The following is a 25,610-nucleotide window of genomic DNA, read 5'->3' on the forward strand; positions in this document are numbered from 1 at the left end:
TCGATTTGATATCAAAACTATCAACCTCAAAGAAACTCTATCACAAAAATACATAGAAATTCAAATAATATCCTTTTTAGTTATAAGCCAACCGAAAAATGCTCACAAATAGTTCGGGCTGATTCCGTTGCCCCATCGTACATAAAGGGCTTGCCCTTTCGTACGATTTTTTTTTCTTTCTTTTTCGTTATCATGGGGGTACAGGTTGCTCGGTTTACAGCTCAAGGAATTCAGAAAAGTGAAAGGGGAAGGATTAGAATATGGCGAATAGGGATGATCTCTCGTCTCTGTAATTTTTGTTAACGAAGCACATATTAAACGATTTATTTCAGATTATACTTTAATTAAAATACTACCTAGCTTAGCTATAAAGGGAGACTTCTTTCATCATGAAGAAAATAAAGTATGTATTCAATCACATGAAAACAAGAACAAAGATCATGATTTCTTTACTTATCATTATTTTAATCATAGCAGGGATTATCGTAAGAAATTTATCAGTATATGTGGAAGATAAAGATTATGTACCTGCTGCCACTACAGAGAAGTTCCGTGCAGCGCTTTCGGTAAGCCCGTTTTCGGGAAATGAATTTAAGACGGGGAATACTACGTATACAGCAGGAGACGTTACTGCGAAAAGTCGAGAGGAATTAGAAAAGATCTATATTTCATCAGGGGCTACGGAAATGTACGCAAGAATTGCGACTAAACGATCTCCTACTGAAGATAATATCGTGAATGGTGAGGAAGACTCAAATGCAAATTTCCATACCTTGGAGCAGGGATTAGAGCTGGCTCACATGGCAGCCAAATTAAACATACCGTTGAACCCTGAAATTATGCTGGCTTACACATACATGGATATGGATCGGCAGCAAGCACCTAATTTCGAAGAATATCCCGAGATATATGCTTTGCAAAATGGAAAGCCTTGGGAAGAATTAACTTTGGGTGAAATGAACGTTGTCTTGGAAGCATACGGAAAATTTGTGGCAACCGAACTTTTGAAAACAGGCGTCAAAGTAGAGAACTGGAACATTGGTAACGAAGCAAACTATGGTTTTGCAGGGGTAAGCATTGGGTTGAAAACCGCAGTAAACGAAAAGTTGGAAAAAGTTCCGGGCTTTATGAGACATGTCTATTCTGTGATGGGAACCAATTGGTTGAAAAATAATATATGGAAATACAATGCAGTGCAGATGACTGCGGTAGCTAAAGGGATTAAAGAGGCGTACACGAGTTTAGGACTTGATTCAAGCAATGTTAAGTTTTCTACTCACATCGCCACGGTAGTAACAACAGTGAAAACAGCAGTCACATATTTCAAGACGTTAAAGGAAAATGGATTCCCTATTGATACTGCTGGAATTAGTTTTTATCCCAGCGCGCCAGGAGTGTACATCGACAAAATGGTTATGTATAAAAAAATAGTTACTGCCATTAACAAAGAGGTGGGTATACCTGTATTTATCGCAGAGTTTTCTTATCCTTCAGGTGAAGTGCAGGGCGCATATGCGGGATGGTCAAAAACGATCAAGGGATATCCGCATAATGAAGAAGGACAAGCGGCAATCTATCATGATGTGGTTCAGTGGGGTAAAACACATGGGCTTATAGGTATCCGGTATTGGGCTCCAGATTACAGTGGGTGGGGAAGTATGTCCATGTTTGATTACTCGGATCATGGCGCTAAAGCCAAGAAAATATTAATGGATGCTATATCCGAAGAAAACAAATTGAAATAAAGATTAATTTTATCAGGTCTTTATAGAAAAGTCGCTTATAGCGGCTTTTTGTTTTTTCCAGTTGCTTAGCTAACTACATCCTGACATAGATACCATGTTGCCGGGCTGCACCTTTTCGGCTATGCTACTTTTAAAGAACTGCTTGGTTGTTTAAATGAATCAGGTAAGGGCTGTTACTCTCTTTAAGAGCAGCATAGGAGGTATAGAAGAATCTGGCATGAGAAAATCCCTTTCCTATCTACCTGGATACAAATGGTTAAATCGTCGATGGAATAGTTGGAGTTTGACCAAGAAGCTGGTCCTGTTTTACTTGCCCTTATTTGTTCTCCCCTCTATCGTTGGACTAAGTCTCTTAGCCCAGAACTATAATGCTGCGATCCGTACCAACGCCGAGTCATATTCCGATTCGATTACGAGCCTGACTGTAGACAAACTGGAAGCAACCATAGAGACCTATAACAATGTGAGTCTGCACATTCTAACCTCAGATGAAATAGGAGCAATTCTGTCTGAACCGATACATAACGAATTTGAAAAAATCGAACTGCAGCAGCAGCTGGAGCGAAGTGTGCTGCCGATCATTGGAGGACTAGACAGCAACCGTATCAAAGGATGTGTATTTATGACTGACAACACGACCTTTATCATCGGCCAAGATGAACAAGAGCCTTTAAGTGAGAAAGGAAAGTCAAATACGGTTACAGCCAACGGAGCACCTTATTGGGATTCTGTAAGGTCAGGTTATACTACAGATAATGATGTAAGTGCTTTCAGGTTAGGGCGTGTCATTAAAGATGATAACTTCCGACCTATAGGATATTTTTATCTTATTGTTTCTTCTAATGTACTCAGGGACGTTCTTAGCTCTGCTATGGCAGGTTCCAATACTGCTTTTTTCCTTAACGGTCCGGATAGAGTGCTGCTTCAAGAACAAGTAATACAGGAAGATACCTTTTCTGAAGTTTTACGTCTTGAACAAAGTATTGATTACAATGAATGGACGCTTACAGCGGAGTATGCTCTAAATACCGTGTATGCCACCGTCTACCGAATGAGTGTTTTTGCAGCTTGGCTGGCCGGGGGAAGTCTGGTCCTTGGTTTGGCTGCCTCCTACCTGATTCGTACCGACATTGCTTTGCCGATCGCGAGGCTTCTTGCCAATATGCGGAGAGGATTGCGCGGGGAGAAGCCTAACTCCCTTACCAAATTCAGAGGGGCCAGAGAAATTACGCAGCTGAATGAAACCTTTATTTCTGTTATGTATGAAATCTACAATCTATTAGGTGAAGTAAAGGCCAGTGAAGAACGCAAACGGCAGGTGCAGTTAAAAGTGCTCCAAAATCAACTTTCTCCTCACTTCATCTACAATACGTTAAATACTATCCGGTGGATGGCCATGATACGAAAACAGGATCATATAAAAGAGATAGTTGATGCATTGAGCAATCTGTTGAGATACTCGATCAGAGACACCAATGAACTTGTTTCGCTTGAAAACGAAATTAACGTCATGCGTGAATTTGTCAAGATTCAACAAGTACGTCATCAAAACTTTATATTTCAGGTCGAACTGGAGGATGAGGTGAAACCGTATCGGCTGCTTAAATTTTTGATTCAGCCGCTCTTAGAAAATGCTATAGTTCATGGTTTGTCGTCTATTGATCATTCAGGACAGATTCGTCTGGAGGCAAAAGCAGAGAAAGGGATGCTTAGTATTCGGGTATGGGACAATGGCAGCGGAATAGATCAAGAGCGCTTATCTGAAATCCAGCAGGTTATGAGCAGCGGAACTGGAAGCCACATCGGATTATTGAGTGTGAAAGAGAGGATTGAAATGTTCTATGGTCCTGCCTACGGAATGAACATTACGAGTGAACGGGGAGCAGGCACTACTGTGGAATTAAAGCTTCCTATCTTGAAAGAAGGATGGCCAAACGAAAATGATTAAAATCGCGATTGTAGATGATGAATCCCTGGTTCGGGTTGGATTTCAAACTATTATTGACTGGCATGAAAATGGCTATGAAATACAAGGGGTTTATCGGAACGGCAAGGAGGCATGGGAGGCCTTTTCTACAGATGGTTACCCCGAAGTGCTGCTGACCGATATACGAATGCCTGAAATGGATGGTCTAGAATTGATAAGACGAATTAGAGAGACGGATAAAGAGATGATCATTTTAGTCCTGAGCAGCTATGAAGAGTTTGAATATACAAGAAGATCAATCCAATTGGGTGTGCAGGACTATATTCCAAAGCATCTGTTCGACCCAGATGAATTGATTTCAACACTGACCCGATTATCAGAGAGACTCTCCTCAAAGGTTCGCGCTAGACAGATCCGGGCCAATGCCATGGATGAAGAAAGGCAGCGACTGATGGCACAATCCAGAGTACTTCCAGGTATTGTTGCTTTTGCGGCGGATTTCTCTCACAAAGAGTACCCTGTGCTTACAGACCTTTTGAAAGAAGCTGCTTTCGTTTGTTGGGTTGCTATTCGTATTTGGTCAACGGATAACTCAGGCAACGATGATGACCAGACTGCCTTGGGCTTTCTCCTGCAAGATCTTATGAATAAAACGACTCATGCAATTCCTCTAGGGTTTGATCAAGGCTTTTTTCACGGCTTACTCTTTAGTCGAGAAACAAATTCGGAAGAAACAACGATGATGGCCGGTCTGGTAAAAGAATGGATGGACACAGTGAAGCAGAATCTTGCCATTACAGTATCAGCCGGTATGTCTGATCATCTGATCTTTCAGAAGTGTAAAGTGATAAGAAACCAAGCAGAGCAAATGATTGACCGATCCTTTTTCAATGGGCCAGGCTTGTACCGCTTTGATGCGAGTCTAAATGTTGTTCAGGAGCAGCTAGACATAAAGTTTCAACAATGGCAGCAGCAATTTATAAGCATATTGAAATCAGCTTCAGAGGAAGAAATGGCGAAGTGGCTGGACGCCGTAGGCAGCGAACTAGAGACACGTTATTCTCCCGATACTGCGTTCCGTTTGGTCCAGTGTATGCTTAAAATTTATCAAAATGATCCATCGAACATGAATATGCTGATTGATACAGAGAAGTCCGATTTTATGACCCTCCCCTTTTATTCAGTGGATTCCATCCGAACATGGGACGAATTAAAGTCCTGCTTTTTACAGATGATTAAACGGTTCAATGACTTATCCGCCACCGCTAGGATAAAATCGCAAACATGGCTGGAGCCGGTTTTTCGTTATGTAGAAGCACATTTCGCCCAAAGCATTCGGCTTGAGGATGCCGCAGGCTTAGTGAATTTAAACATTCATTATTTCAGTCATCGATTTAGCCGGGAAATGGGGATGACGTTTCTTGAATACCTGACCCAGGTTCGTATCCGTAAATCTGTAGATCTCATGAAGCGATACTCGCTTTCTGCTGAAGAGGTAGCTTCCCGTGTGGGATATCCAAACTCGAATTATTTCGTGAAGGTGTTTAAAAAAGTTACCGGAATGACCGTTTCTGAATTCAGAAACTCGACTGGCTTCTCAACTAAATAAATGGAATGTTCATCTAATAATATGGAATGACGATCAACCGGGACATCACTGTTCCGGTTTTTTGCCCTAAATCAAATGCAACTATCGAATAATGTGGAATCATAAACAAAAACTTGTTCATGGAAACGCTTTATTTTGTGAACTATGATTATTACATGCTTACAAACCGTTAGACACGAAGGGAGAAATAAAAAATGAAAAAGGGGTTATTCAGAAAAGTACTTCTTGCAGTGACAGGTGTCTCCGTCTTGCTGTTGGCAGCATGTGGCGACAACACAAACAGCTCTTCACCCGATCAAGGCAGCAAAGCCGGAACTGAAAAACAAGTGGAATTAACCGTGTGGGGAGACCAGTCTAACCAATCATCGTTTGAGTCGGGATTTACCGCAATCAATCAAGCATTTGAAGAAGAACATCCGAATATCAAATTAAACTTTCAATTCTCAGGGTCAGAGACAGCGATCGATACGGCTGTTAAGAGCAACTCGCTGCCGGATGTGTTCTATGTTCAAGGAAACAAGACGCCTAAAATGAAGCTGTATGTGCAGAGCGGTGCATTGCTTGATCTGGATGATTACGGACTCGATACCAGCCGTTTCGGGGAAGACCTCATGGAATACGCAAAGGTGGACGGAAAACTATATTCCTCGCCTCCGGCCTTTATGGACTCTCAGTTGATTTATTATAATAAGGACATTTTTGAAAAGGAAGGTTTGCAGGCTCCGGCAACGTTAGATGAGTTCGTGACGTTGGTCGCGGCATTAAAGGATAAGGGAATCACACCTTTCAGCGTTCCCGGTAAAGCTGAATTCGAACGGGCCTGGCTTGCCTTTGCGCTAATGCCTGCTGCCGCTGAGGAAGCATTAAGCAAGATTAATGAGGGGACTGGTTCTTTCAAAGACCCAAGCATAATTAAGGTATTCCAAACGATCAGAGAGTTCGCCGACAAAGGTTATTTCACCAAGGATTTGGCCTCTGTAGACAATGCCGGAGCCCAGTTGGCATTTACTAACGGCAGGACAGCAATGATGGCAGATGGTACCTGGAATGATCCAACCTTCGTAGGCGCTGGAATAAACCTCGGCAGATTTTATATCCCGACAGGATCTGGTGAACGCATTGCTCCGCAAAGCTTCAGTAATGCGACCACTTTTGCCGTATCTGCTGGAACCAAGCATCCGGAAGAAGCGGTCGAATATGTAAAGTTTCTGTCCAGCCAAAAAGCTCAACAGCTGTTTGAGGATGAAACAGGTATGGTGCCGGCCCTGCAGGATATCACGCCTAGAGATGAGGGAGTCAAAGAATTGAGTGCGTTTGATTCCCTCGGTCATAATATTTATTCCGTATTAACGAACATATCAACAGAAGAGATCAAGTTGAATGATATCTTCCTTCAGCAAGTAATGCCGCAACTGTTGACCTCTCATACTGATGGTCAGCAAGCTGCAGACATGCTGGAAGAAGCGCTGCTCCGTACAAAATAATCAGAACGATTTTTGGACGGTTAAGCCGAGCTGCTTAACCGTCCAAATCATTTGGAGGCGATCTAGGTGTTGCAGTGGCTTAGAAAGAAACCTTATTTGTGGTTCATATTGCCCGGTTTTATTCTGTATTCTATTTTCGTGATCTATCCCATTTTCTCAGCTGCCCAGCTTAGTCTGTTTCAGTCAAACGGTTTTAGTGAGAAGGTGTTTGTAGGCTTTGATAATTATATTGAATTGTTCACTAATTCGGAATTAAAACGGCAGTTCTTAAATGCTCTTAAGAACAATGTGATATTGGTCGTGCTTAACGTCGGACTACTGATTCCTATACAGCTTTATTTTGCCTATGTCATTTATACACGTGTAAAAGGCTACCGTTTTTTTCAAACAATGATCTTTGCTCCACAGTTTATTACCACTAGCGTTATCGTATTTCTGGCTACACTTGTTTTTGACCAGAATATCGGTATTTTCAATGAATTTCTCCAGCTAATCGGGTTAGGGGAACATGCTCGAAATTGGTTAGGGGTTCCGGGCTACGAGGTCCTTACCTTGTTCATTATGAATGCTTGGGCCGGTGTAGGCTTCAGTATGATCTACTTCGTGGCAGCCATGAAGATGCTGTCCGACGAAGTGATGGAAGCTTCTTATTTGGACGGAGCCGGCTACTGGAGACGGTTCTTCTCGGTCATTATGCCGCAGATCCGTTCCAGCATTGTAAATATTGCTATGATCAGTTATATCGCTGCCATGACCTTATTTGATTTCAGCTATTTGCTGGGAGGGGTGAGCGGCGGTATTAACAATTCGATGGATGTGATGACACTGTTTTTCTACAGAATTACTTTCGGAACGACCGGCGCAATGGGAGGAACGGTAAGCACAAACTCCGTAGGTATGGGGACTACCATTGCCGTCGTAATGTTTGCCATCATCTTTGTGGTTGCTTTGATTCAGCTAAGATTCACTTATAAGGAGGAGAAATGATCATGGCTGATGTCAAAAAGCTGTATGTAACGAAGCTGATCCTCTGGGTGTACTCTTCCTTCACCTTACTCATCCTTGGGTATCTTACATGGAACTCATTTCGCACCAAGCAGGATGTACTGTCAAATACACTGGGCTGGCCCAAGTCCTTTACATTGGAATCCTATGTCAAAGTTTTTCGCAACGAGCATTTCGGCGTCAATATCTGGAACAGCGTATTTATCCTCATGATGACAATCATCATCATTGTAGCCTTAGCCTCCATGGTTGCTTATGGTTTAGGTCGTTACTCTTTTAAGTTTAAGCAAGGTGTAATGCTGTATTTTTTGATCGGTCTCATGTTCCCTGTCCAGCTCGGTGTGGTTCCCGTATTTCTGATTATCAAGAATCTTGGACTGATTAATTCTCCGTGGAGTGTAATTCTGGTGTTATCAGCGGGATTATCAATGGCTGTACTGATGCTCACGAATTTCTTTGCCGGCTTGCCGGACGCTCTGGCCGAATCCGCACGAATAGACGGCGCCGGAGAATGGAGAATTTTTTACCGAATTATGTTTCCGCTTGCTTCACCAGTAATCGTCAGTCTGTGCATTATATTGTCCGTTAATATCTGGAACCAATTTTTCCTGCCGTTAATTATGCTTCAAGACGACGCAGTCAAGACAATACCGCTGGCAGTTATGAAGTATACATCCAATATTCTGCTCAATATGGATAAAGCATTGGCAACTTCCGTCATTGCAACCATTCCGGTTCTCATATTATTTTTCATCTTTTCGGAACGAATTATTTCAGGAGTCGCTTCAGGAAGTGTAAAAGAGTAATCGATCTGCAAAAAGGAGGTCACTTATGCGTCCTGATTGGGAAGAAGAGGCAAGCTGGATATGGCACCCTCATTGGAAGGAAGAAAATGAAGCTAAGGGAGGAGGATTTGTCTATTTTAGAAAAACATTTGAACTTCGAAAAGGCAGGCATATCTGTGCGCTTCGTATTTCAGCTGACAGCCGTTATCTGCTTTATGTCAATGGTATACCAGTAAGCCGGGGACCTTGCAAAGGGGACCGGTTCACATGGCATTATGAGGAAGTTGAGATTGGAGAATATCTGAAAGAAGGCATAAACGTTTTTGCTGCTCAGGTGCTGCGTTATCCTTATACAGGCGGTGGAAATCAGTCTGTATGGCGTACGCGGCTTGCCGGGCTGTATGTGCATGCTGTCATCAGAGATGAGCAGAATACTCAGGCTGCAGCTGCACATACCGATGAATCCTGGGAATGTATGAAGGATGAGGCGATTACTTTATCTCAAGGCGTATATACGCAATTTCTCGGAATTTCGGAAGCCGTTGACGGATTCAAGCGTCCTTTTGGATGGACAGAAGCAGGCTATGTTCCAGAAAAGTGGGAGAAGGCCTCCCGATATGTATTCGATATCGTTCATGGGGAACTAAAACCGTGGGAGTTAAGAAAACGTCCCATTCCTCCTCTCTATGAAACTGAACGCCGGTTTGTTGGTATTTCCCGACTCTCGGAAAAAGGAAGCAAGCCTGATTGGTTAAAACTGGTGACGTATGACCGCTCGTTAACGATCGCACCTCATTCAGTTATAACGATAGATTTTGACGCCGGAGAGCTGACTACAGGTTACCTTGAGATGGATTTGTCCGGAGGTCAAGGGAGTGAAATTAAGCTGTTGTGTGCCGAATGTTATGAGAATCCGCCCATATCAGTCCCTTGGATACGCGACAAAGGGGATCGGACGGACAGTACAAATGGAGATTTATATGGTGATTTGGATATTTATAGACCTAGTGGCATGGAACAGGAAAGCGGAGAATTTATAGAGAAATATGAACCATTCTGGTTCCGGACATTCCGCTATGTCAGAGTTGAAATCAGGACAGGAGAAGCACCATTAACGCTTCGTAAATTTTCTTATAGAGAAACAGGTTACCCGCTTGATGTCATCGCCCAATATCGTTCTTCAGATCCTCAAGAAACTGCTTTATGGGATATTAGCGTCAGAACGCTTAAACGATGCATGCATGAAACATACGAAGATTGTCCGTATTATGAGCAGCTTCAATATGTGATGGATACCCGCTCCCAAATCCAGTTCACCTATATTCTATCTGGCGATGACGGGCTTGCCCGCAAAACTTTATTTGATTTTTACAGTTCCTTGCTTCCGGAGGGATTAACACAGTCCCGATATCCTAGTGTATCAACCCAAGTCATACCAGGCTTTTCATTATATTGGATTTACATGCTGCATGACCACATGATGTTTGTGGGAGACCGGAAACTTGTTGAGCAATACCTGCCTGGTGTAGATGCCATACTCGGTTATTTCTATCGGCAGATTGAGACAAGCGGTCTGATCGGTAAGATGAACCCTCGGTATTGGTCCTTTGTAGACTGGGCTGATAAATGGAAGGAAGAATATGGCGTCCCTGACGCAGCCCGCCAAGGCCCGCTGACGGTTTATTGTCTAATGTATACTTACGCACTGCAAAGAGCTGCTGAGCTTGCTGCTTTTACTGATAGAAGGAGCGTTGCGAAGGAGTATCTTGATCGAGCCGAACGCATGCAGCTAGCTGTTAAGGAAAACTGCATGTCGATCAGCCGCCCTGGCAGTCTTACCGACGGCCCCGGACTGGAGCTTTTCAGCCAACATGTCCAAATTTGGGCTGTGTTAAGTGGAACGTTGACAGGAAGAGAGGCCAGGCATGCAATCCTTCACTCGATCGAATGCCCGGACTTCGTACCCTGTTCATTCGCGATGTCCATCTACCAGTTCCGTGCGCTTTCTTTAGTTGGTCTGTACGATAAAGTATATGATTTACTGGCTCCATGGCGGCAAATGGCGTGTGAAGGGCTAACAACGTGGATGGAAGATACTGTAAGCAAGCGCAGCGATGCTCACGCTTGGGGCTCCGTGCCTATTTATGAATATACAACAGAAACGTTAGGGATTCAGCCCTCTGCCCCAGGCTGCGAGAAGATAAAAATAAGTCCGCAAATCGGCCGCCTTTCCCACGCTGAAGGGTGTGCAATGACCTCTAAAGGCATGGTTTCCGTACAATGGCAGCTTGTCGATTCTACATTTCGCATGCATGCCGCTTGGCCAGAGCAAATCTCATGCACGATTGTTTTGCCGAATGGTCAAATAGTAAGAGGAGAAGAGAACGGCGAATTCAGCATCGTAATGAATTGGCAGAATCCATCATCGGAATCTGAAATGAAGGAGCGCTTATGACTGTATCAGAATGAATTTACTCATGCCTTGCTTGGTGTACAAGGTACTATGCCTAGGTGAAAGGAGATTCGGATTGAGCCGAATACCTTAAATCTTAAAGATTCGATACGATTCCGTTGATTAATTCTAAAAAAACAATGATATTACCATATTCGATAAACGGATTCATTTATTCTTATATAAGAAAGCGATATCATTAGGGTTGGAGGAATACAAATGGAACGAGATTTAAAAGAAATGATCAAGCAAATGACATTGGAAGAAAAAGCAGCACTCTGCTCGGGTAAAGATTTCTGGAATACCGAATCCATTGACCGTCTCGGGATTCCTTCCATTATGATGACAGATGGCCCTCACGGGCTTAGAAAACAAGAGGGGAGCGCGGACCACTTAGGTATAAACAAAAGTATACCGGCTACCTGCTTTCCCTCCGGAAGTGGGCTGGCCTCATCGTGGAATCGTGAACTTGCCCATACCATGGGGGAAGCCATCGGACAAGAAGCACAAGCTGCGGATATTTCGATTGTTTTGGGACCTGGTGTGAATATCAAGCGTTCCCCGCTGTGCGGACGAAATTTTGAATATTTTTCTGAAGACCCTTATTTATCGGGAACTTTAGGAGCTAGCTATATTGCAGGCGTACAAAGCCAAGGCGTGGGTACTTCCATTAAACATTTTGCTGTAAACAACCAGGAATATAAGCGAATGTCTGTAGATGCGGTGGTGGATGAACGGACTCTACGGGAAATATATCTTGCGAGCTTTGAATACGCAGTGAAAGAGGGAGAGCCATGGACCGTCATGGCAGCATATAACAAAGTAAATGGTGATTATTGTTCCGAGAACAGCCGGTTACTGACTGAAATTCTTCGGGACGAATGGGGCTTTTCAGGGGTAGTGGTGTCAGATTGGGGAGCGGTCAATGAACGAGATGAAGGACTAGCTGCTGGTATGGATCTGGAGATGCCTTCCAGCAGCGGTTTGGGATGCAAGAAAATTATTGAAGCTGTTCAATCAGGAAAATTGAACGAAGAGGTGTTGGATCAGTCTGTTGAGAGATTGTTGTCACTTGTATTCAAAGCTGTAGATAGCCAGCGGAAGTCAGCATCGGTTGATGTAGAAGCACAGCACCAGTTAGCCAGAAAAATTGCAAGTGAAAGCATGGTACTGCTTAAGAATGAGGAGAGCATTCTACCTCTAAACACCGAAGATACCATTGCGGTTATCGGAGCATTCGCGCAGCAGCCACGCTACCAGGGCGGCGGTAGTTCACACATTATGCCGACGAAGCTGGATAACATCTATGAAGAAATCCTTAAAACAGCCACTAACAGCGCAAGCATCTCGTATGCGGCCGGTTATGCAGTAGACGAAGATGTTGTAAACGAAGAACTGATTCAAGAAGCAGTTGCTGCCGCAAAAAATGCACAAGTTGCAGTGATTTTTGCCGGGCTGCCTGAACGTTATGAGTCCGAAGGATTCGACCGGAAACACCTTCAATTGCCGGAAAGTCACAGAACTTTAATTGAAGCAGTCGCTGAGGTTCAAGAGAATATCGTTGTTGTATTGAGCAGCGGAGGTCCCATTGAAATGCCTTGGCTGGGTAAAGTTAAAGCTGTATTGAAGGCATACCTTGGAGGACAGGCTTTGGGCGGTGCAATCGCTGATATTCTTTTTGGACGTGTAAATCCAAGCGGGAAACTGGCCGAGACATTTCCTAAAAAACTGATCCACAATCCGTCGTACCTGAATTTCCCTGGAGACGGCGAGACTGCCGAATATCGAGAAGGAATTTTTACGGGCTACCGTCATTACGATACAAGAGATGTCGAGCCTTTGTTTCCATTTGGCTTCGGTTTGAGCTACACCCAATTTGAATATAGTGATCTTCAGGTCAGTCATAAACAGATTAAAGATACCGGCAGTGTAACGGTTACTGCAAAAGTTAAAAATACGGGTGAAAGAGCAGGCAAAGAGGCCGTTCAGCTATATGTACGTGATGTAGAATCAACTGTGCCGCGTCCCCTTCAGGAATTGAAAGGGTACACAAAAGTTTCGCTTCAGCCTGGTGAAGAGACCACCGTACATTTTGAACTGGGCAAAAGAGCCTTTGCTTACTACGATGTTAAGCTGAAAGACTGGCATGTGGAGACGGGTAAATTCGACATAATGGTCGGAAAATCTTCAAGAGAGATTGAACTCTCTGAAACGATCGAGGTAGAATCGAGCGTAATTGTTACCAAACCAATTACCAGGTATTCCACATTCGGTGAATTACTGCAGCATCCCGTTGGTGCTGAAATTATGGCAGCAATGGGGCAATATGACGGAAATGATGCAGGCCTGGGTGAGGGAATGCAGGAATTAATTATGGGAACTACATTGCACAATGCATCACTTATGAGCAGCGGTCAGTTCACAGAAGAAACACTACAGAGCATCTTGTCCGCAGTTAACCAGTAAAAGAATGCATCTTTAAAACAAGCCCGGCGTAGCCCGGGCTTATTCCTCTATCATATGATACGTTTGTTGATACTGCTTAGGGGTTCTACCTGAATGTTTTTTAAAAATTTTGGTGAAATAACTCTGATCCGTAAAACTCAATAGAGACCCGATTTCAGAAAGTGGAGTGCTCGTAAATTGAATCATATGCTTAGCTTCCTCAATTTTGATCTGTTGAATATATTCATTAACGGGAACCCCAACTTCTTTTTTAAATAATACAGACAGGTAGTTTGGGCTAATACCGGCGTGTTCAGCAATTTCTTCGTGTGTAATTTTGGAATAACGGTGGTTATATATATAATTTTTGCAAAGGGTTACGGTTTTAGAATGCTGCGATTCTTTAATCTGAGAGACTTTATCGGTTAACGAAAAAAATGCTTCCAAGCAGCATTGATCGATTTCTTTATCGGTTCGTAGCTCCTCAAGGCGCTGTATATAAAGATCACTTATTGAAAACGCAAGCTCCGAATAGAGCCCCCCGTCAATGGCTGCTCTGGCTGCGAGAGCTATACCGATAATGCCAAGATTCTTTTTAGAACGGATATGACTTGATTTGGACAGCACTCCTGTATTTTCATGACCAAGTTGTGTAAAGTGTTTGAGCATATCCAATTTACCTTCCTTGACGAACGTTAACAATTGCTTTTCATTCAACGGGTTGTGATGAAGCATCTCATCATAGCCTTTGGAAGAATTTACGGAACCTTGTATTGGTTTTTCCTCGATAGACATACCGTGCAAATAGTCCTGTACTACATTCTCAGCTTCGATCCATTCATGATTAAACATTTGATTAGCCAAGATCGCGATGTTGATTAGCCTCTCAAGGGCTATCACAGGAACAGTCTGATAATAATAATTTACTTGTTCCCGGTTCGCAAAGAGATGTGTGTCGTTGATAAGCCCATTGATTTTGTGCTCAATCAAGCTAAATGGAAGGGAAGGTCCTAAGATGATGGTCCCTTCATCGTTCTGATCGTTACCCATACGAATTAAAATGTAGTTCTCAAAAAACTTCGTTCTTACAACACATGGAGCTTCTTTAGACACGGATGGATCAAACCCCAACACTGAAAAAAAGATTTGTTTATCATTTTTATACAGCGGATTAAGCATCCGATTACCCAACAATTCGAATTTAACTTCTCCGGTGGTGCTTACGAAGAAGATGGACATATCAAAAAGGTCCGCAATGAGTTTACATTGACGTTTTAAATCCATTTTGTATTTGCCTCCTTTATTAATCATCATATCATACCATAATTATAAAATTACAACGATACTACCATATTGCACGAGCGAAATTCATTATACTATTTTAGTAAGCGTTAACATATTGGTGTACGATCTATGATGAAAGGCGGTTATCTCATGGAATTAAAAGATTTTCGGATTGAATACATGCAAAATCCGGTGGGGCTGGACACAATAAACCCAAGATTTTCATGGAAATTGGTATCTACTGAACAGGACGTTATGCAATCAGCTTACCAAATAATAGTTAAACAAGGTTTGCAAAACATCTGGGATTCTGGAAAGAGGGATGAAGATAACTCCGTTTTAGTGGAATATGCTGGCCCTCGTTTAGAAGGCTCGACTTTGTATCAAGTTCAAGTCGAAGTTTGGGATAACAAAGGTAATCACGCAGTAACGGAAGGACATTTTGAGACCGGATTGCTGAAGGGCAGCAACTTTCAGGCAGAGTGGATCACACATCCATTCCCGAGCGAAGAAAGTGCTCCACCCGTGTTTTACAAAGAATTTTCCGTCGAAAAGGAAATTCAACAAGCGCGAATCTATACGAGTGCCCTCGGAGTTTATGAAATTGCGATCAATGGGACAAGAGTAGGAGCAGACTACTTTGCACCTGGGTGGACGAATTACAACGAGCGATTGCAGTATCAAACGTACCGTTTGGACGGGTTGCTGGAGAGTCAGAATAAAATAGAGATTACGGTGGGGAATGGCTGGTATAAAGGCATATTTGGTTTCACTTGCACGCCAAACCATTACGGGGATCGAGTCGCTGCACTTGCGGAAATTCACATTGTCTATAAAGATGGGTCAAAAGACATCGTTATTACCGACAAAAGTTGGCAGGTGACTACCGGACCCATCCGTTCAAGCGAAATTTACATGGGTGAGACTTATGACTCTGGTTTTGATGAAAGTCAGTCCTTCTATGTGGAGACGGCCTCTTTCGATAAAAATCGCCTTGTTGCTCAGGAAAGTGAGCCGGTAAAAATCACAAAAAGACTTCCTGCACTTCAATTGATTACTACTCCTAAAGGTGAACGCGTCATTGATTTCGGGCAAATCCTTACGGGGTTTGTAGAGCTTAGAACCAAAGGACAGAAAGGTCAAACGATAACCATACGGCATGCTGAAGTCCTTGATAAGGAAGGAAATTTCTATCCGGATACGTTAAGGCAGGCGGTATCTATTGATCGATTGATCTGCAGCGGTCAAGATCAAATCTTCAGCCCTCACTTCACTTTCCATGGATTCCGCTATATCGCCATTGAAGGGATGGATGAGATTCAGCTTGATCAATTCACCGCTTGCGTGCTGCATTCGAATTTGGAGGAAACAGGTACTTTCGTAACCTCTAATGCGTTGGTAAACCAGTTGCAAAGCAACATCCAGTGGAGCCAAAGAGGCAACTTTCTTGACATACCGACGGACTGCCCTCAAAGAGATGAGCGTCTAGGGTGGACAGGAGATGCACAAGTATTTGCTGGCACAGCTGCGTTCAATATGAATGTTGCCTCCTTCTTCAAGAAATGGCTGCGCGACCTTGCCTCTGAACAGACGGAGGAATATGGGGTTCCACATGTCGTCCCTAACATTCTTGGGAATCAGGAAGGGGCTGCCGCCTGGAGTGATGCTGCTGTTATTGTTCCTTGGGTCATGTATCAAACCTACGGAGATCTTCGATTGCTGCGAGAACAATACGACAGCATGAAGGGCTGGATTGATTATATTACTGCACGTTGTGGAGCCAACGGATTATGGCAGACGGGTCAACAATATGGGGACTGGCTCGGTTTAGACAGAGAGGAGATAAGTAACGAAAGAACAGGAGCTACAGATATATATCTGGTAGCAAACGCTTATTATGCGTATTCGACCGAACTGGTTGCAAAAACAGCCAAGCTTCTGGACAAAACCGAAGATGCGGTCCGTTACGAAGCATTGCACAGCCAGATCAAACAAGCCTTCAATGCAGAATATATCTCTTCTACCGGCAGACTGGTTAGCGAAACTCAAACGGCCTGCGTGTTAGCGCTGCACTTCGATCTTGCCGAGGAAAAATACAAGGATCGAATCCGCAAAACGCTTGAAATCAATATAGCGAAACATAAAAACCATCTCACGACAGGATTCGTTGGTACCCCATATCTTTGTCATGCTTTATCGGACAATGACCTGCATGACCTTGCGGGTACCTTGTTTTTAAAAGAGGATTTCCCTTCCTGGCTGTACGCCGTAAAAAAAGGGGCTACTACCATATGGGAACGGTGGAATTCCATTCTTCCTAATGGTGATTTCGATACATCAGGTATGAATTCCTTGAATCATTACGCCTACGGTTCCATTGGTGAATGGATGTATAGAAAACTCGCAGGAGTCAATCCAATTGAAGCAGGTTATAAGAAGATTCTAATAAAACCTCAATTCATCCGAGGAATCAGTTCGGTAGATGCTGCTTTTGAATCGGTCTACGGAGAGATAAAAAGCTCTTGGTCATGTAGGGCGGGTAAAATAATTGTAAATGTAACGATACCAGCAAATACAACAGCCATTATCGAACTGCCTGAGAAACCAGTGCCTCTGGAGGTTGGTTCCGGATCATACCGTTTCGAATATGCGACGGAAACGAGTCTCGAAAGAGAACGGTTTACAATGGACTCCACACTCAAAGAGATTGTGGAAGAGCCCGCAGCAGTTCAAATGTTAAACGAGCACGCTCCCGGTATGCTGGATCACCCAATGATCCAATATGCTTATGATTTTTCTGTAAGCGAAATGCTGGCCAATACTCCGCCGGAGACTGAACAGTTATTTAGAAGCGTCATTCAAATACTCAATGCCTCCAAGGCGTGAAGAGGAAAGGGTTGAATTTAGAAGGTGCTGCACAGAACGAGCAGCGCCTTTTTGTATTACAAAATTCTGTTTTGAAGAACGTTATAAAAAGCACATTAAAAAATACTGAGCTCAATATAAAATTACTAAAAAAATAATTATGTTACCATATTTATAATTCGAAGAGGACTAAAATTATGTTTGAAAGCGATACCATGGGGCGAATGAAATAAGGGGGAACAGCCATGAAAACAGAGCGAGAAATCCTTAATCCACCAGTTGAAAAGGGAAGTAAAAAGTCCAAGGCATTAGGTCTTGATGCCCAAGGAATACAGAAAACAATGCGTCCTCACCATTACTTAGGCGACGGAGTAGCGCAAGTTGCTTTAAACTCCATCAGCGGACTAATCGGGATGTTAACTTACTTTTATACAGACAAGGTAGGTATTGCAGCTGCCACAGTGGGTACGATTATGCTCATCACCAAATTTATTAATGCAATAGCAGACTTGCTGATGGGTAGAATCGTTGATGCGACAAAATCCAAATATGGAAAGGCTAGACCTTGGTTTCTTTGGATGGCTTTACCCGCAATGGTATCGATCATCTTACTGTTTACAGTGCCCGCTGAGGCATCATCAACCGTAAAAACCGTCTATGCTTTAGCTACCGTTGCCTTTGCTTCAGCCATTGTGTATACGGGAATTGCGATCCCTTTCGGAAGTATGATTTCGATTCGTACCAAAAGTGTAGAAGAACGCGGTAAAATGGGACTTACCCGAACCATCTTTGGATATATTATCGGGATGATTATCTCGATCGCATTAATTCCAATAACCAATATGCTTGGTGGGAATCAAAAAGCATGGATCATCGTTGCGGTTGTATTGGGTATGGTGTCCTTCGTTTCCTTGATTCTGACCTTCTTAGCTTCCAAAGAAAACAATGCTGGCGTAAGTATTATTGAAAGCGATAACATCCCCTTTTGGGAAAGCATCAAGCTTTTATTCCAGAACAAATACTGGGTCATCATGCTGTTTGCTCAGTTATTGATCAACATGTTGTATACGCTTAACGGTTCAACAGGAATCTATTACACCAAGTATATTCTTGGAAATGAGGATCTGATAGGAGTCATGGGAGCAGTTGGATTGGTACCGGTATTTTTAGGTTTTGTTATGGTAGGACCCATGATCAAGAAGTTCGGACTTACCAGAACTGCACGGATAGGTATGATTCTTGGTATCGTTTCATCACTTATTCGCTGCTTCATGCCATATAACTTTATAGCTGCTTTAGTACTAGGCGGGATCGCCACACTGGCAACCATTCCTATGATGGCTGTGGGCGGGGTGTTGGTGAACAACACCGTGGAATACGGTGAATGGAAAACAGGTAAACGGTTAGTTGGAATGGTCAACAGCGCAAACAGTTTTGGCGTTAAAATTGGTATGGGCCTGGCTGCCGCGATGATCGGCTGGATTCTTGCCATGGGCAGCTACGACGGAACGTTAGCAACGCAGGCGAGTTCAGCGATTACCAGCATCCTGGTTCTGACGGTATATCTTCCTTTGGTGATATTCGTTCTTACGTATATCTGCTTGCGCAAGTACGATTTGGATGAGAAGTATCCTCAAATAGTAAAAGAACTGGAAGAACGCTCGAATTCTTAGGAAGATACGGGGTATTTCACTTTTTTACCCGATGCGTGGGACCTAACGAGCATCCCTTTGACATTCCGGGATTCTCCTCCTCAAAATGCCTTAGGAATTCCGCTTAGACTTATTTTTGAATTCGTCACGGATATGTTGAAAGACGAAGTATTGATGACTTAAGATCATGAATTAAAGCGTATTCCAGTGAACTTTTAAAATGATACACGTCGAAGGTTAAGGCCGGCCGAAATAGGTTGAGGTCGACTAAGCTGTGTGACAGGTTTAGTCGTCGTAGTTGATGGCGGTCTGACACTCTAATTCATTTTGATATTCGGGGGTGCTCTTTCATTAGGGCACCCTTTCATATTTCTCTTAAAACAGCATTAGTCCACTTTTAGAACCTGTTCGGAACACACAAGTACGCTCGGATGAATCTCAAATCTGTTGAATATTAAGATTTCGTTATCCATATGCGTTTGCTGTGTTGCGTTCCACAGAGGGGCATTGAGCCATGATCCAAATCCGAATAGTTTATTACGTTTGAAAATTATAATTACCTGCATCTACCTTTGGTAAATAGAATTTTTTTTTCAGAAGGGAACGATAGTATAAAAAATAAAGAAGAAAACCAAAAGAGGCAGTGGAGGATCGTCATAATCCACTGCCTTTATTTGATATATTTATAGCATAATTATATATGGACCTATACTTTTTGTGGTAAATTTGAAGAGTAGAATATAGTCGAATATCTCAAAAATGGGTTATCACGTGTTCATTCGATTTACAAAGAATGATGTTTTTATGAAAAGCGACTCTATATCATAAAATGAAGTGTAGGGGAGAGAGCTCTCAATGCAGGTTCAGCAGGTTAATCATCATGAATGCTTCGAGCAAATATACAATCAAACACCGATTGGAGTTGCTCTGATATCTCCGGCAGGAAATTGGCTGAAAGTGAATCCTGCTTTTTGCCGTATGACCGGTTTCACTTGTGAAGAACTGATGAAAATAAACTTCCAGGATTTAACACATCCGGAGGATGCATCGAAGTATCATGTTGAAGAAGCTGGAATTTTCGATAACAAAGTAAAAGATAACATCTATGAAAGACGCTGCATTAAAAAAAATGGCGAAGAATTCTGGTGTTCATTTCATGTAACTCCAGTCAGTGATGAAACAGCTTCTGAACCCCATTACTTCATTTGCTTTATGGTAGATATCACTGATCGTATCCGATCTGAACGGAAACTTTCGCACCGTGAAGGCATTAGCAGAAATGCCGAACGATTGGCGAAGATTGGAACTTGGAAATGGGATGTCGTTCATGATCAGATCACTATTTCTGAACAGGTATTGGAAATCTTTGAACTTGACCGCACGAACAAATATTATTGCGCAAAAGATATCTATAAAGTAATGAGTACTGCGGATGCAGCATCTTTGCGAGAAAAAATAGGAGATAGAGAACAAAGGGACCCTTTTGTTTTTGAATTTAAATGCGCTCGGTCCAATGGTAGAGAAAAATATATTCAATTACGTGGGCTGATCATTGATGACGAGCATCAAGAGCCCATAGAGTTAAACGGTGTACTTCAGGATATTACCGAACAGAAACAGATCGAATTCAGGCTTCAAGAAACCATTGAACGTTACACCTCGCTCAAAAAGTATAATCATGATGCGATTATTTCATTCGACATGAGTGGAAACATTATAAACGCTAATCCTGCAGCAGTAAAAATGACTGGTTATGCAGTAAACGAGATGGTTGGGAAAAGTATAGGAAGATTTATTGGAGCCGGTAATCTAGGCCTCATTCTACGGAGTCACTATGGTTTGGCTGAGAAGAAAATGAATGCTGTTTTGCACAAAGATGGCCGTGAGACCGAAGTACTGGCAACACTTGCTCCAATTATTATTAACAATGTCAATGTCGGTTACTATTTAATCGCCAAGGACATTACAGAACAGAAAAAGCTTCTCATTGCCAAAGAAACAGCTGAAAGGATGAATCAGGCGAAAAGTGATTTTTTGGCGATGATGAGCCATGAAATACGAACACCTATGAATGGTGTAATCGGAATGACAGATCTTCTTCTAGATACTCCGGGACTGAGCGGGGAGCAAAAGGAATATATTCAGATTATCCAAAAGAGTGGTGACTCCCTGCTTACGATTATCAATGATATCCTTGATTTTTCTAAGATCGAGTCTGGAAAAACCGATTTAGCAGTTGATCCTTTTGATCTTGAGGAAATCGTGACAGAAACGGTGCAAATCGTAAAACCTTTGATCCGTGAAAAGAAGTTAGATATTCGGATTTGTTTGGATGAGGCGCTTCCCATTCCGCTTTATGGTGATGCCTCTCGTTTAAAACAAGTACTTACTAATATCATCGGTAACGCTGTGAAGTTTACTCTCGAAGGCAGCATAGAAATTCAAGTACTTGTTAAAGAGCAGTGTGATGAAAACGTGGTTCTCAAGTTTAAAGTCAAAGATACAGGTGTGGGGATTCCAGCAGAGAAAAGGCCGCAATTATTTGAGCCATTCTACCAATTGGACAACTTTATGACCCGCAAAACGCAAGGAACGGGATTGGGACTGGCAATCAGCAAAAAATTGATAGAACTCATGCATGGAGATATATGGATTGAGGATTCAGATGAACCTGGCACAACGTTTATATTCACGGCATGCTTTAAAATGAACAATGAAGAAGTTGGCCAACGCATAGAGTTCTCTCAGACTATTAACAAAGACACCCCTCTCCATATTTTGATTGCTGAGGATAATGAAATGAATCGGCTTGTCCTTAGTAAAATGATTGAAAAAAAGGGACACTTCGTAGATCATGTCGTGGACGGAAAAGAAGCTTTAGAGGCTGCTGAGAGAAATGCATACGATATTGTGTTTATGGATGTGCATATGCCTAAATTGAATGGGTTTGAAGTGACTCAAGCCCTCAAAGAGAATCGATCTTCTGAAGACGGTCCATATATTGTTGCAGTGACTGCAAATGCTCTAAGAGGGGATAGGGAACGATGCTTGAAGGCAGGAATGGATGATTACATTAGTAAACCCATCAAAAGCGAATCTATTTATCAAGTGATGGAGACGTACTATAATAAGAAACAAAAGAATCATTCTTGATGATGTTAATGCTGATACAGAGATGCGTAATGAATTAAATGGCATGGCGTTATTGCGGACGAGTTTATTATTGCAAAATTACAGGATGAGTCAACGAACCTATATCCGCTGACTCATCCATTAATAAGGATGTTCTGAAGTTTTGCACTAATGAGGAATCATTTCGAATGTGGAGAGAAGTTTGGATAAACAATGGTTATAACTGGTTTTCAGAAGGCAGAAAACCTCCTGAGAATTGGAATGTACAATCACAATTAAATAATGTCCACCCGAGTAAGCAAAACGCGAGCAATAGGTGTATATTTCCAGTATAATGGGATAGGCGGGAATTGTACATTTTTATGGGGGAAGATCTTTAGTATGAGTATAGGAAAGAACAATCGGGGCTTGTACAATAACATTAAAGATTGTAAACGCTTGCTTTGAGTTCAGAGGAAGGGTACGATGCATTCAAAGTTTTACCGTAATCCCGTAATCGCCCGATATTTGAGCACTATTCCTGGACCGAGTGCGGGAATACCTACATGCTGGACGATGAAGTGCCTCACATGTTCACGCACCTCAGCCGGCAGCATCACCGGATGGAGAAGGGCTTAAGCCTGAACTTCACGCCCGAAACTGAAGGAGAACATGCAGGACTCACGGCGCGGCTGAACACCTCAGCTTCACCGGGGTCTGCCTGGGGCTGCACGCCTCCGTCATCGGTACAGAGAACGCCAGCCCTGCTTACTATGAAGGAATCTATCATTCCAATACCAAAGGAGATGCCTTATGAATCAACAACAACAACAACAACTACCTAAGCCCCACCAGCCGCTCGTAACCCACATCTTCACTGCGGACCCATCCGCCCATGTCTACGAGGGCAAAATCTACATCTATCCTTCCCATGACCTCGATCATGACGAGCCGAGCAACGATAATGGCGACCAGTATAAAATGGAAGACTATCATGTCCTCTCGATGGACAACATCAATTCCCCGGTGGTCGATCACGGCGAAGCGCTGCATCTGAGAGATATTCCATGGGCCTCTAAGCAGCTCTGGGCCCCGGATGCCGCTTATAAGAACAATACCTACTACCTGTTCTTCCCGGCACGGGATCATGACGGCATCTTCCGTCTGGGTGTGGCGGTATCAGACTCTCCGGCAGGCCCGTTCAAGCCGCAGCCGAATTATATGGAAGGCAGCTTCAGTATCGATCCGGCCGTACTGGTGGATGATGACAATCAGTCATACATCTATTTCGGCGGACTCTGGGGCGGCCAGCTGGAGAAATGGCAGACCGGGAGCTTCGTTCCGGATGCAGAAGGACCGGCTCCTGACCAGCCGGCGCTTGGACCCCAAGCTGCACTGCTTAGCGACGACATGCTCTCCTTCCAGGACAAACCTGCCGAGATATCGATTGTCGATGAAGACGGAAATCCGATTCTGGCCGGGGATGAGGACCGGAGATATTTTGAAGGCCCATGGGTGCATAAATATAACGGCTATTACTACCTGTCCTACTCTACGGGAACGACGCATAAGCTCGTATATGCGATCGGCAAGAACCCGATGGGACCATTCACGTTCAAAGGTGAGATTCTCTCTCCGGTTATCGGCTGGACAACCCACCACTCCATTGTGCAGGTTGAAGACAAGTGGTATCTGTTCTATCACGACAGCTCCCTGTCGGAAGGCGTCAACCACAAGCGCTGCGTTAAATATTCCGAGCTGAAATACAACGAAGACGGAACGATCCAGAAGATCAATCCTTATCCGGATGCCGAGTAAGCTGGCGGTTAGCGGAAACAGATTAGATTACAAGATAAAGCATAACATGAGGCAGCTCCTGACGGAGCTGCTTTTTTGATAGGAGGATCAGTTGCGTTGTTCCACCAGAAGTGTACTATAATAATGGAAATTAAATGAGAGATGGTGTTTCTCAATTGAAAACTGTTTATTGTGATCTGGAAATTACGTTAGATGTCATTGGCGGAAAGTGGAGACCTCTAATTCTGTATTACTTAATAAAAGGACCTAAACGAACCGGTGAGTTGAAAAGGCTCATACCTTCAATTTCACAGAAAATGTTAGTACAGTCATTGAGGGAGTTAGAGAGTAATAATTTGATTAAAAGAAAAATGTATAACCAGGTACCACCAAAAGTGGAATATGCAATTACAGAAATGGGCATGTCACTTGAACCCACTTTGCGAGCTCTTTGTAATTGGGGGCAGGATTATGCAGAGAAAACATGGATCAAGGATAAATATCGGAGATTAAATGTAGAATAGAATAATTTTATTTATTCTGTACTTCATCACAATTATTACTTTTTAGTTACTATATAACTTAAAAGTACGTACTATTTTAATCGTACTTCATAGTACATAATAAAACTTGTGATGAGGATGAAAATTAATAAAAGGAGTGTTTAGTGATGTCAACAAACAACAATCAAATAATTCTCAATATACGTTTTAAAATTAAGCCTGGTAAGAAAGAAGCTTTCCGTGAAAGTCTATTTGCAATGATTAGCAACTTCAAGAGTGAAGCTACCTTTGTCAATGCGATCGTCTCCGATGATCTTGATCATCCGGATGATCTTGTCATCTATGAGATCTGGCAGGGTACAAAAGAAAGTTGGATTCAACACGAACTAAACAAACCTTATCGTGCTGAGTATGAAGGTTTGCTCACCAATTTAATTGATGATAGAATCGTAAGCTGGCTTGAACCAGTCGCTGAATGGGGTAGTACACTGACGAATGTAAGACGGTAAGTTTTCAAAGGTCAGGATTATCAGCTGCATCCTTGCTGTACTTTCTAGAATTAAAGATTGAACATTTCTTCTAAAAATTGCTGATACAAGAGATAGGGATACGGAATTTGAGAAAGAGCTGCAGTGTCCAAATCATATTGATCATCTCAAGTCAACTCTGCGGCTTTCGTTAGCTAATGGAAACCTTAGTTAAAAAAGAATAAAACAGTTACGTTAAAGGAGATCCTTACGTTTCATTGTATTTCTACATTTTTATTGGTAAAATCAGTCATGAGATGCATACAAAGGAGCATAATCTTATCATGTGGATTAACCTGTAAAGATAAACAAATTAAAATATGCCTTTAAAAGTAACGATCTTTTATTTGGCATTTTTTCATTTATTCTTACAGGGTATGCAGGTCAAGGTATTTCATAAACCTATTCCGCGGATACCT

17 protein-coding genes are annotated in these 25,610 nt (G+C 42.7%); 15 read left to right on the forward strand and 2 right to left on the reverse strand.

Annotated elements, in window-relative coordinates:
• Nucleotides 1-389 precede the first annotated feature (389 nt).
• The 8 genes from MKY97_RS15365 to MKY97_RS15400 all read left to right on the forward strand — a co-directional run bounded on the left by MKY97_RS15365 (nt 390) and on the right by MKY97_RS15400 (nt 13,473).
• The gene (locus MKY97_RS15365) at nt 390-1,745 is read left to right on the forward strand and encodes a glycosyl hydrolase 53 family protein (protein WP_342551233.1); all 1,356 of its coding nucleotides are present in this window, start codon (nt 390-392) and stop codon (nt 1,743-1,745) included.
• A 217-nt stretch (nt 1,746-1,962) separates the two neighbouring features.
• Nucleotides 1,963-3,693: a sensor histidine kinase gene (locus MKY97_RS15370; protein ID WP_342551234.1), complete on the forward strand. Its 1,731-nt coding sequence runs from the start codon at nt 1,963-1,965 to the stop codon at nt 3,691-3,693.
• A complete protein-coding gene (locus MKY97_RS15375; protein ID WP_342551235.1) occupies nt 3,686-5,281 on the forward strand; it encodes a response regulator in 1,596 nt (531 codons plus the stop codon). The genes MKY97_RS15370 and MKY97_RS15375 overlap by 8 nt, the downstream gene beginning before the upstream one ends.
• A 194-nt stretch (nt 5,282-5,475) precedes the next feature.
• Nucleotides 5,476-6,765 (forward strand): extracellular solute-binding protein, encoded by a 1,290-nt coding sequence (locus MKY97_RS15380; RefSeq protein ID WP_342551236.1) that lies wholly within the window; start codon nt 5,476-5,478, stop codon nt 6,763-6,765.
• 66 nt (nt 6,766-6,831) lie between these two features.
• Nucleotides 6,832-7,752 carry a sugar ABC transporter permease gene (locus MKY97_RS15385; RefSeq protein WP_342551237.1) on the forward strand — a complete coding sequence of 307 codons (921 nt, stop codon included), beginning with the start codon at nt 6,832-6,834 and terminating at the stop codon, nt 7,750-7,752.
• 2 nt (nt 7,753-7,754) lie between these two features.
• Nucleotides 7,755-8,576, forward strand: coding sequence for a carbohydrate ABC transporter permease (locus MKY97_RS15390; protein WP_342551238.1), 822 nt, complete (start codon nt 7,755-7,757; stop codon nt 8,574-8,576).
• 25 nt (nt 8,577-8,601) lie between these two features.
• On the forward strand, nt 8,602-11,010 hold the full coding sequence (locus MKY97_RS15395; protein WP_342551239.1) for an alpha-L-rhamnosidase C-terminal domain-containing protein: 2,409 nt from the start codon (nt 8,602-8,604) through the stop codon (nt 11,008-11,010).
• A gap of 216 nt (nt 11,011-11,226) precedes the next feature.
• The gene (locus MKY97_RS15400) at nt 11,227-13,473 is read left to right on the forward strand and encodes a glycoside hydrolase family 3 C-terminal domain-containing protein (RefSeq protein WP_342551240.1); all 2,247 of its coding nucleotides are present in this window, start codon (nt 11,227-11,229) and stop codon (nt 13,471-13,473) included.
• A 39-nt stretch (nt 13,474-13,512) separates the two neighbouring features.
• On the opposite strand, the gene MKY97_RS15405 is transcribed toward MKY97_RS15400, so the two are convergent.
• On the reverse strand, nt 13,513-14,736 hold the full coding sequence (locus MKY97_RS15405; protein WP_342551241.1) for a helix-turn-helix domain-containing protein: 1,224 nt from the start codon (nt 14,734-14,736) through the stop codon (nt 13,513-13,515).
• A gap of 378 nt (nt 14,737-15,114) precedes the next feature.
• Between MKY97_RS15405 and MKY97_RS15410 the strand changes: the two genes are divergently transcribed.
• From MKY97_RS15410 to MKY97_RS15425, 4 genes are all read left to right on the forward strand, one after another.
• A complete protein-coding gene (locus tag MKY97_RS15410) occupies nt 15,115-17,622 on the forward strand; it encodes a glycoside hydrolase family 78 protein (RefSeq protein WP_342551242.1) in 2,508 nt (835 codons plus the stop codon).
• Nucleotides 17,623-17,846: 224 nt separating this feature from the next.
• Nucleotides 17,847-19,274, forward strand: a complete 1,428-nt coding sequence (locus MKY97_RS15415; protein WP_342551243.1) for a glycoside-pentoside-hexuronide (GPH):cation symporter — start codon at nt 17,847-17,849, stop codon at nt 19,272-19,274.
• Nucleotides 19,275-20,108: 834 nt separating this feature from the next.
• A complete protein-coding gene (locus tag MKY97_RS15420) occupies nt 20,109-22,406 on the forward strand; it encodes a PAS domain S-box protein (RefSeq protein ID WP_342551244.1) in 2,298 nt (765 codons plus the stop codon).
• Nucleotides 22,407-22,930: 524 nt separating this feature from the next.
• Nucleotides 22,931-23,209: a hypothetical protein gene (locus tag MKY97_RS15425; protein ID WP_342551245.1), complete on the forward strand. Its 279-nt coding sequence runs from the start codon at nt 22,931-22,933 to the stop codon at nt 23,207-23,209.
• Here the strand turns inward: MKY97_RS15425 and MKY97_RS15430 are convergent.
• Complete coding sequence (locus tag MKY97_RS15430; RefSeq protein ID WP_342551246.1) at nt 23,202-23,360, reverse strand: hypothetical protein; 159 nt, start codon at nt 23,358-23,360, stop codon at nt 23,202-23,204. The genes MKY97_RS15425 and MKY97_RS15430 overlap by 8 nt on opposite strands.
• Between MKY97_RS15430 and MKY97_RS15435 the strand changes: the two genes are divergently transcribed.
• From MKY97_RS15435 to MKY97_RS15445, 3 genes are all read left to right on the forward strand, one after another.
• A complete protein-coding gene (locus MKY97_RS15435; RefSeq protein WP_342551247.1) occupies nt 23,346-24,182 on the forward strand; it encodes a glycoside hydrolase family 43 protein in 837 nt (278 codons plus the stop codon). The two genes, MKY97_RS15430 and MKY97_RS15435, sit on opposite strands and share 15 nt — an antisense overlap.
• A gap of 134 nt (nt 24,183-24,316) precedes the next feature.
• Complete coding sequence (locus MKY97_RS15440) at nt 24,317-24,685, forward strand: helix-turn-helix domain-containing protein (RefSeq protein WP_342551248.1); 369 nt, start codon at nt 24,317-24,319, stop codon at nt 24,683-24,685.
• Nucleotides 24,686-24,831: 146 nt separating this feature from the next.
• A complete protein-coding gene (locus MKY97_RS15445) occupies nt 24,832-25,173 on the forward strand; it encodes an antibiotic biosynthesis monooxygenase family protein (RefSeq protein ID WP_342551249.1) in 342 nt (113 codons plus the stop codon).
• Nucleotides 25,174-25,610: the final 437 nt, after the last annotated feature.

Source organism: Paenibacillus sp. FSL R7-0652, assembly GCF_038595045.1.
Classification (GTDB): domain Bacteria; phylum Bacillota; class Bacilli; order Paenibacillales; family Paenibacillaceae; genus Paenibacillus.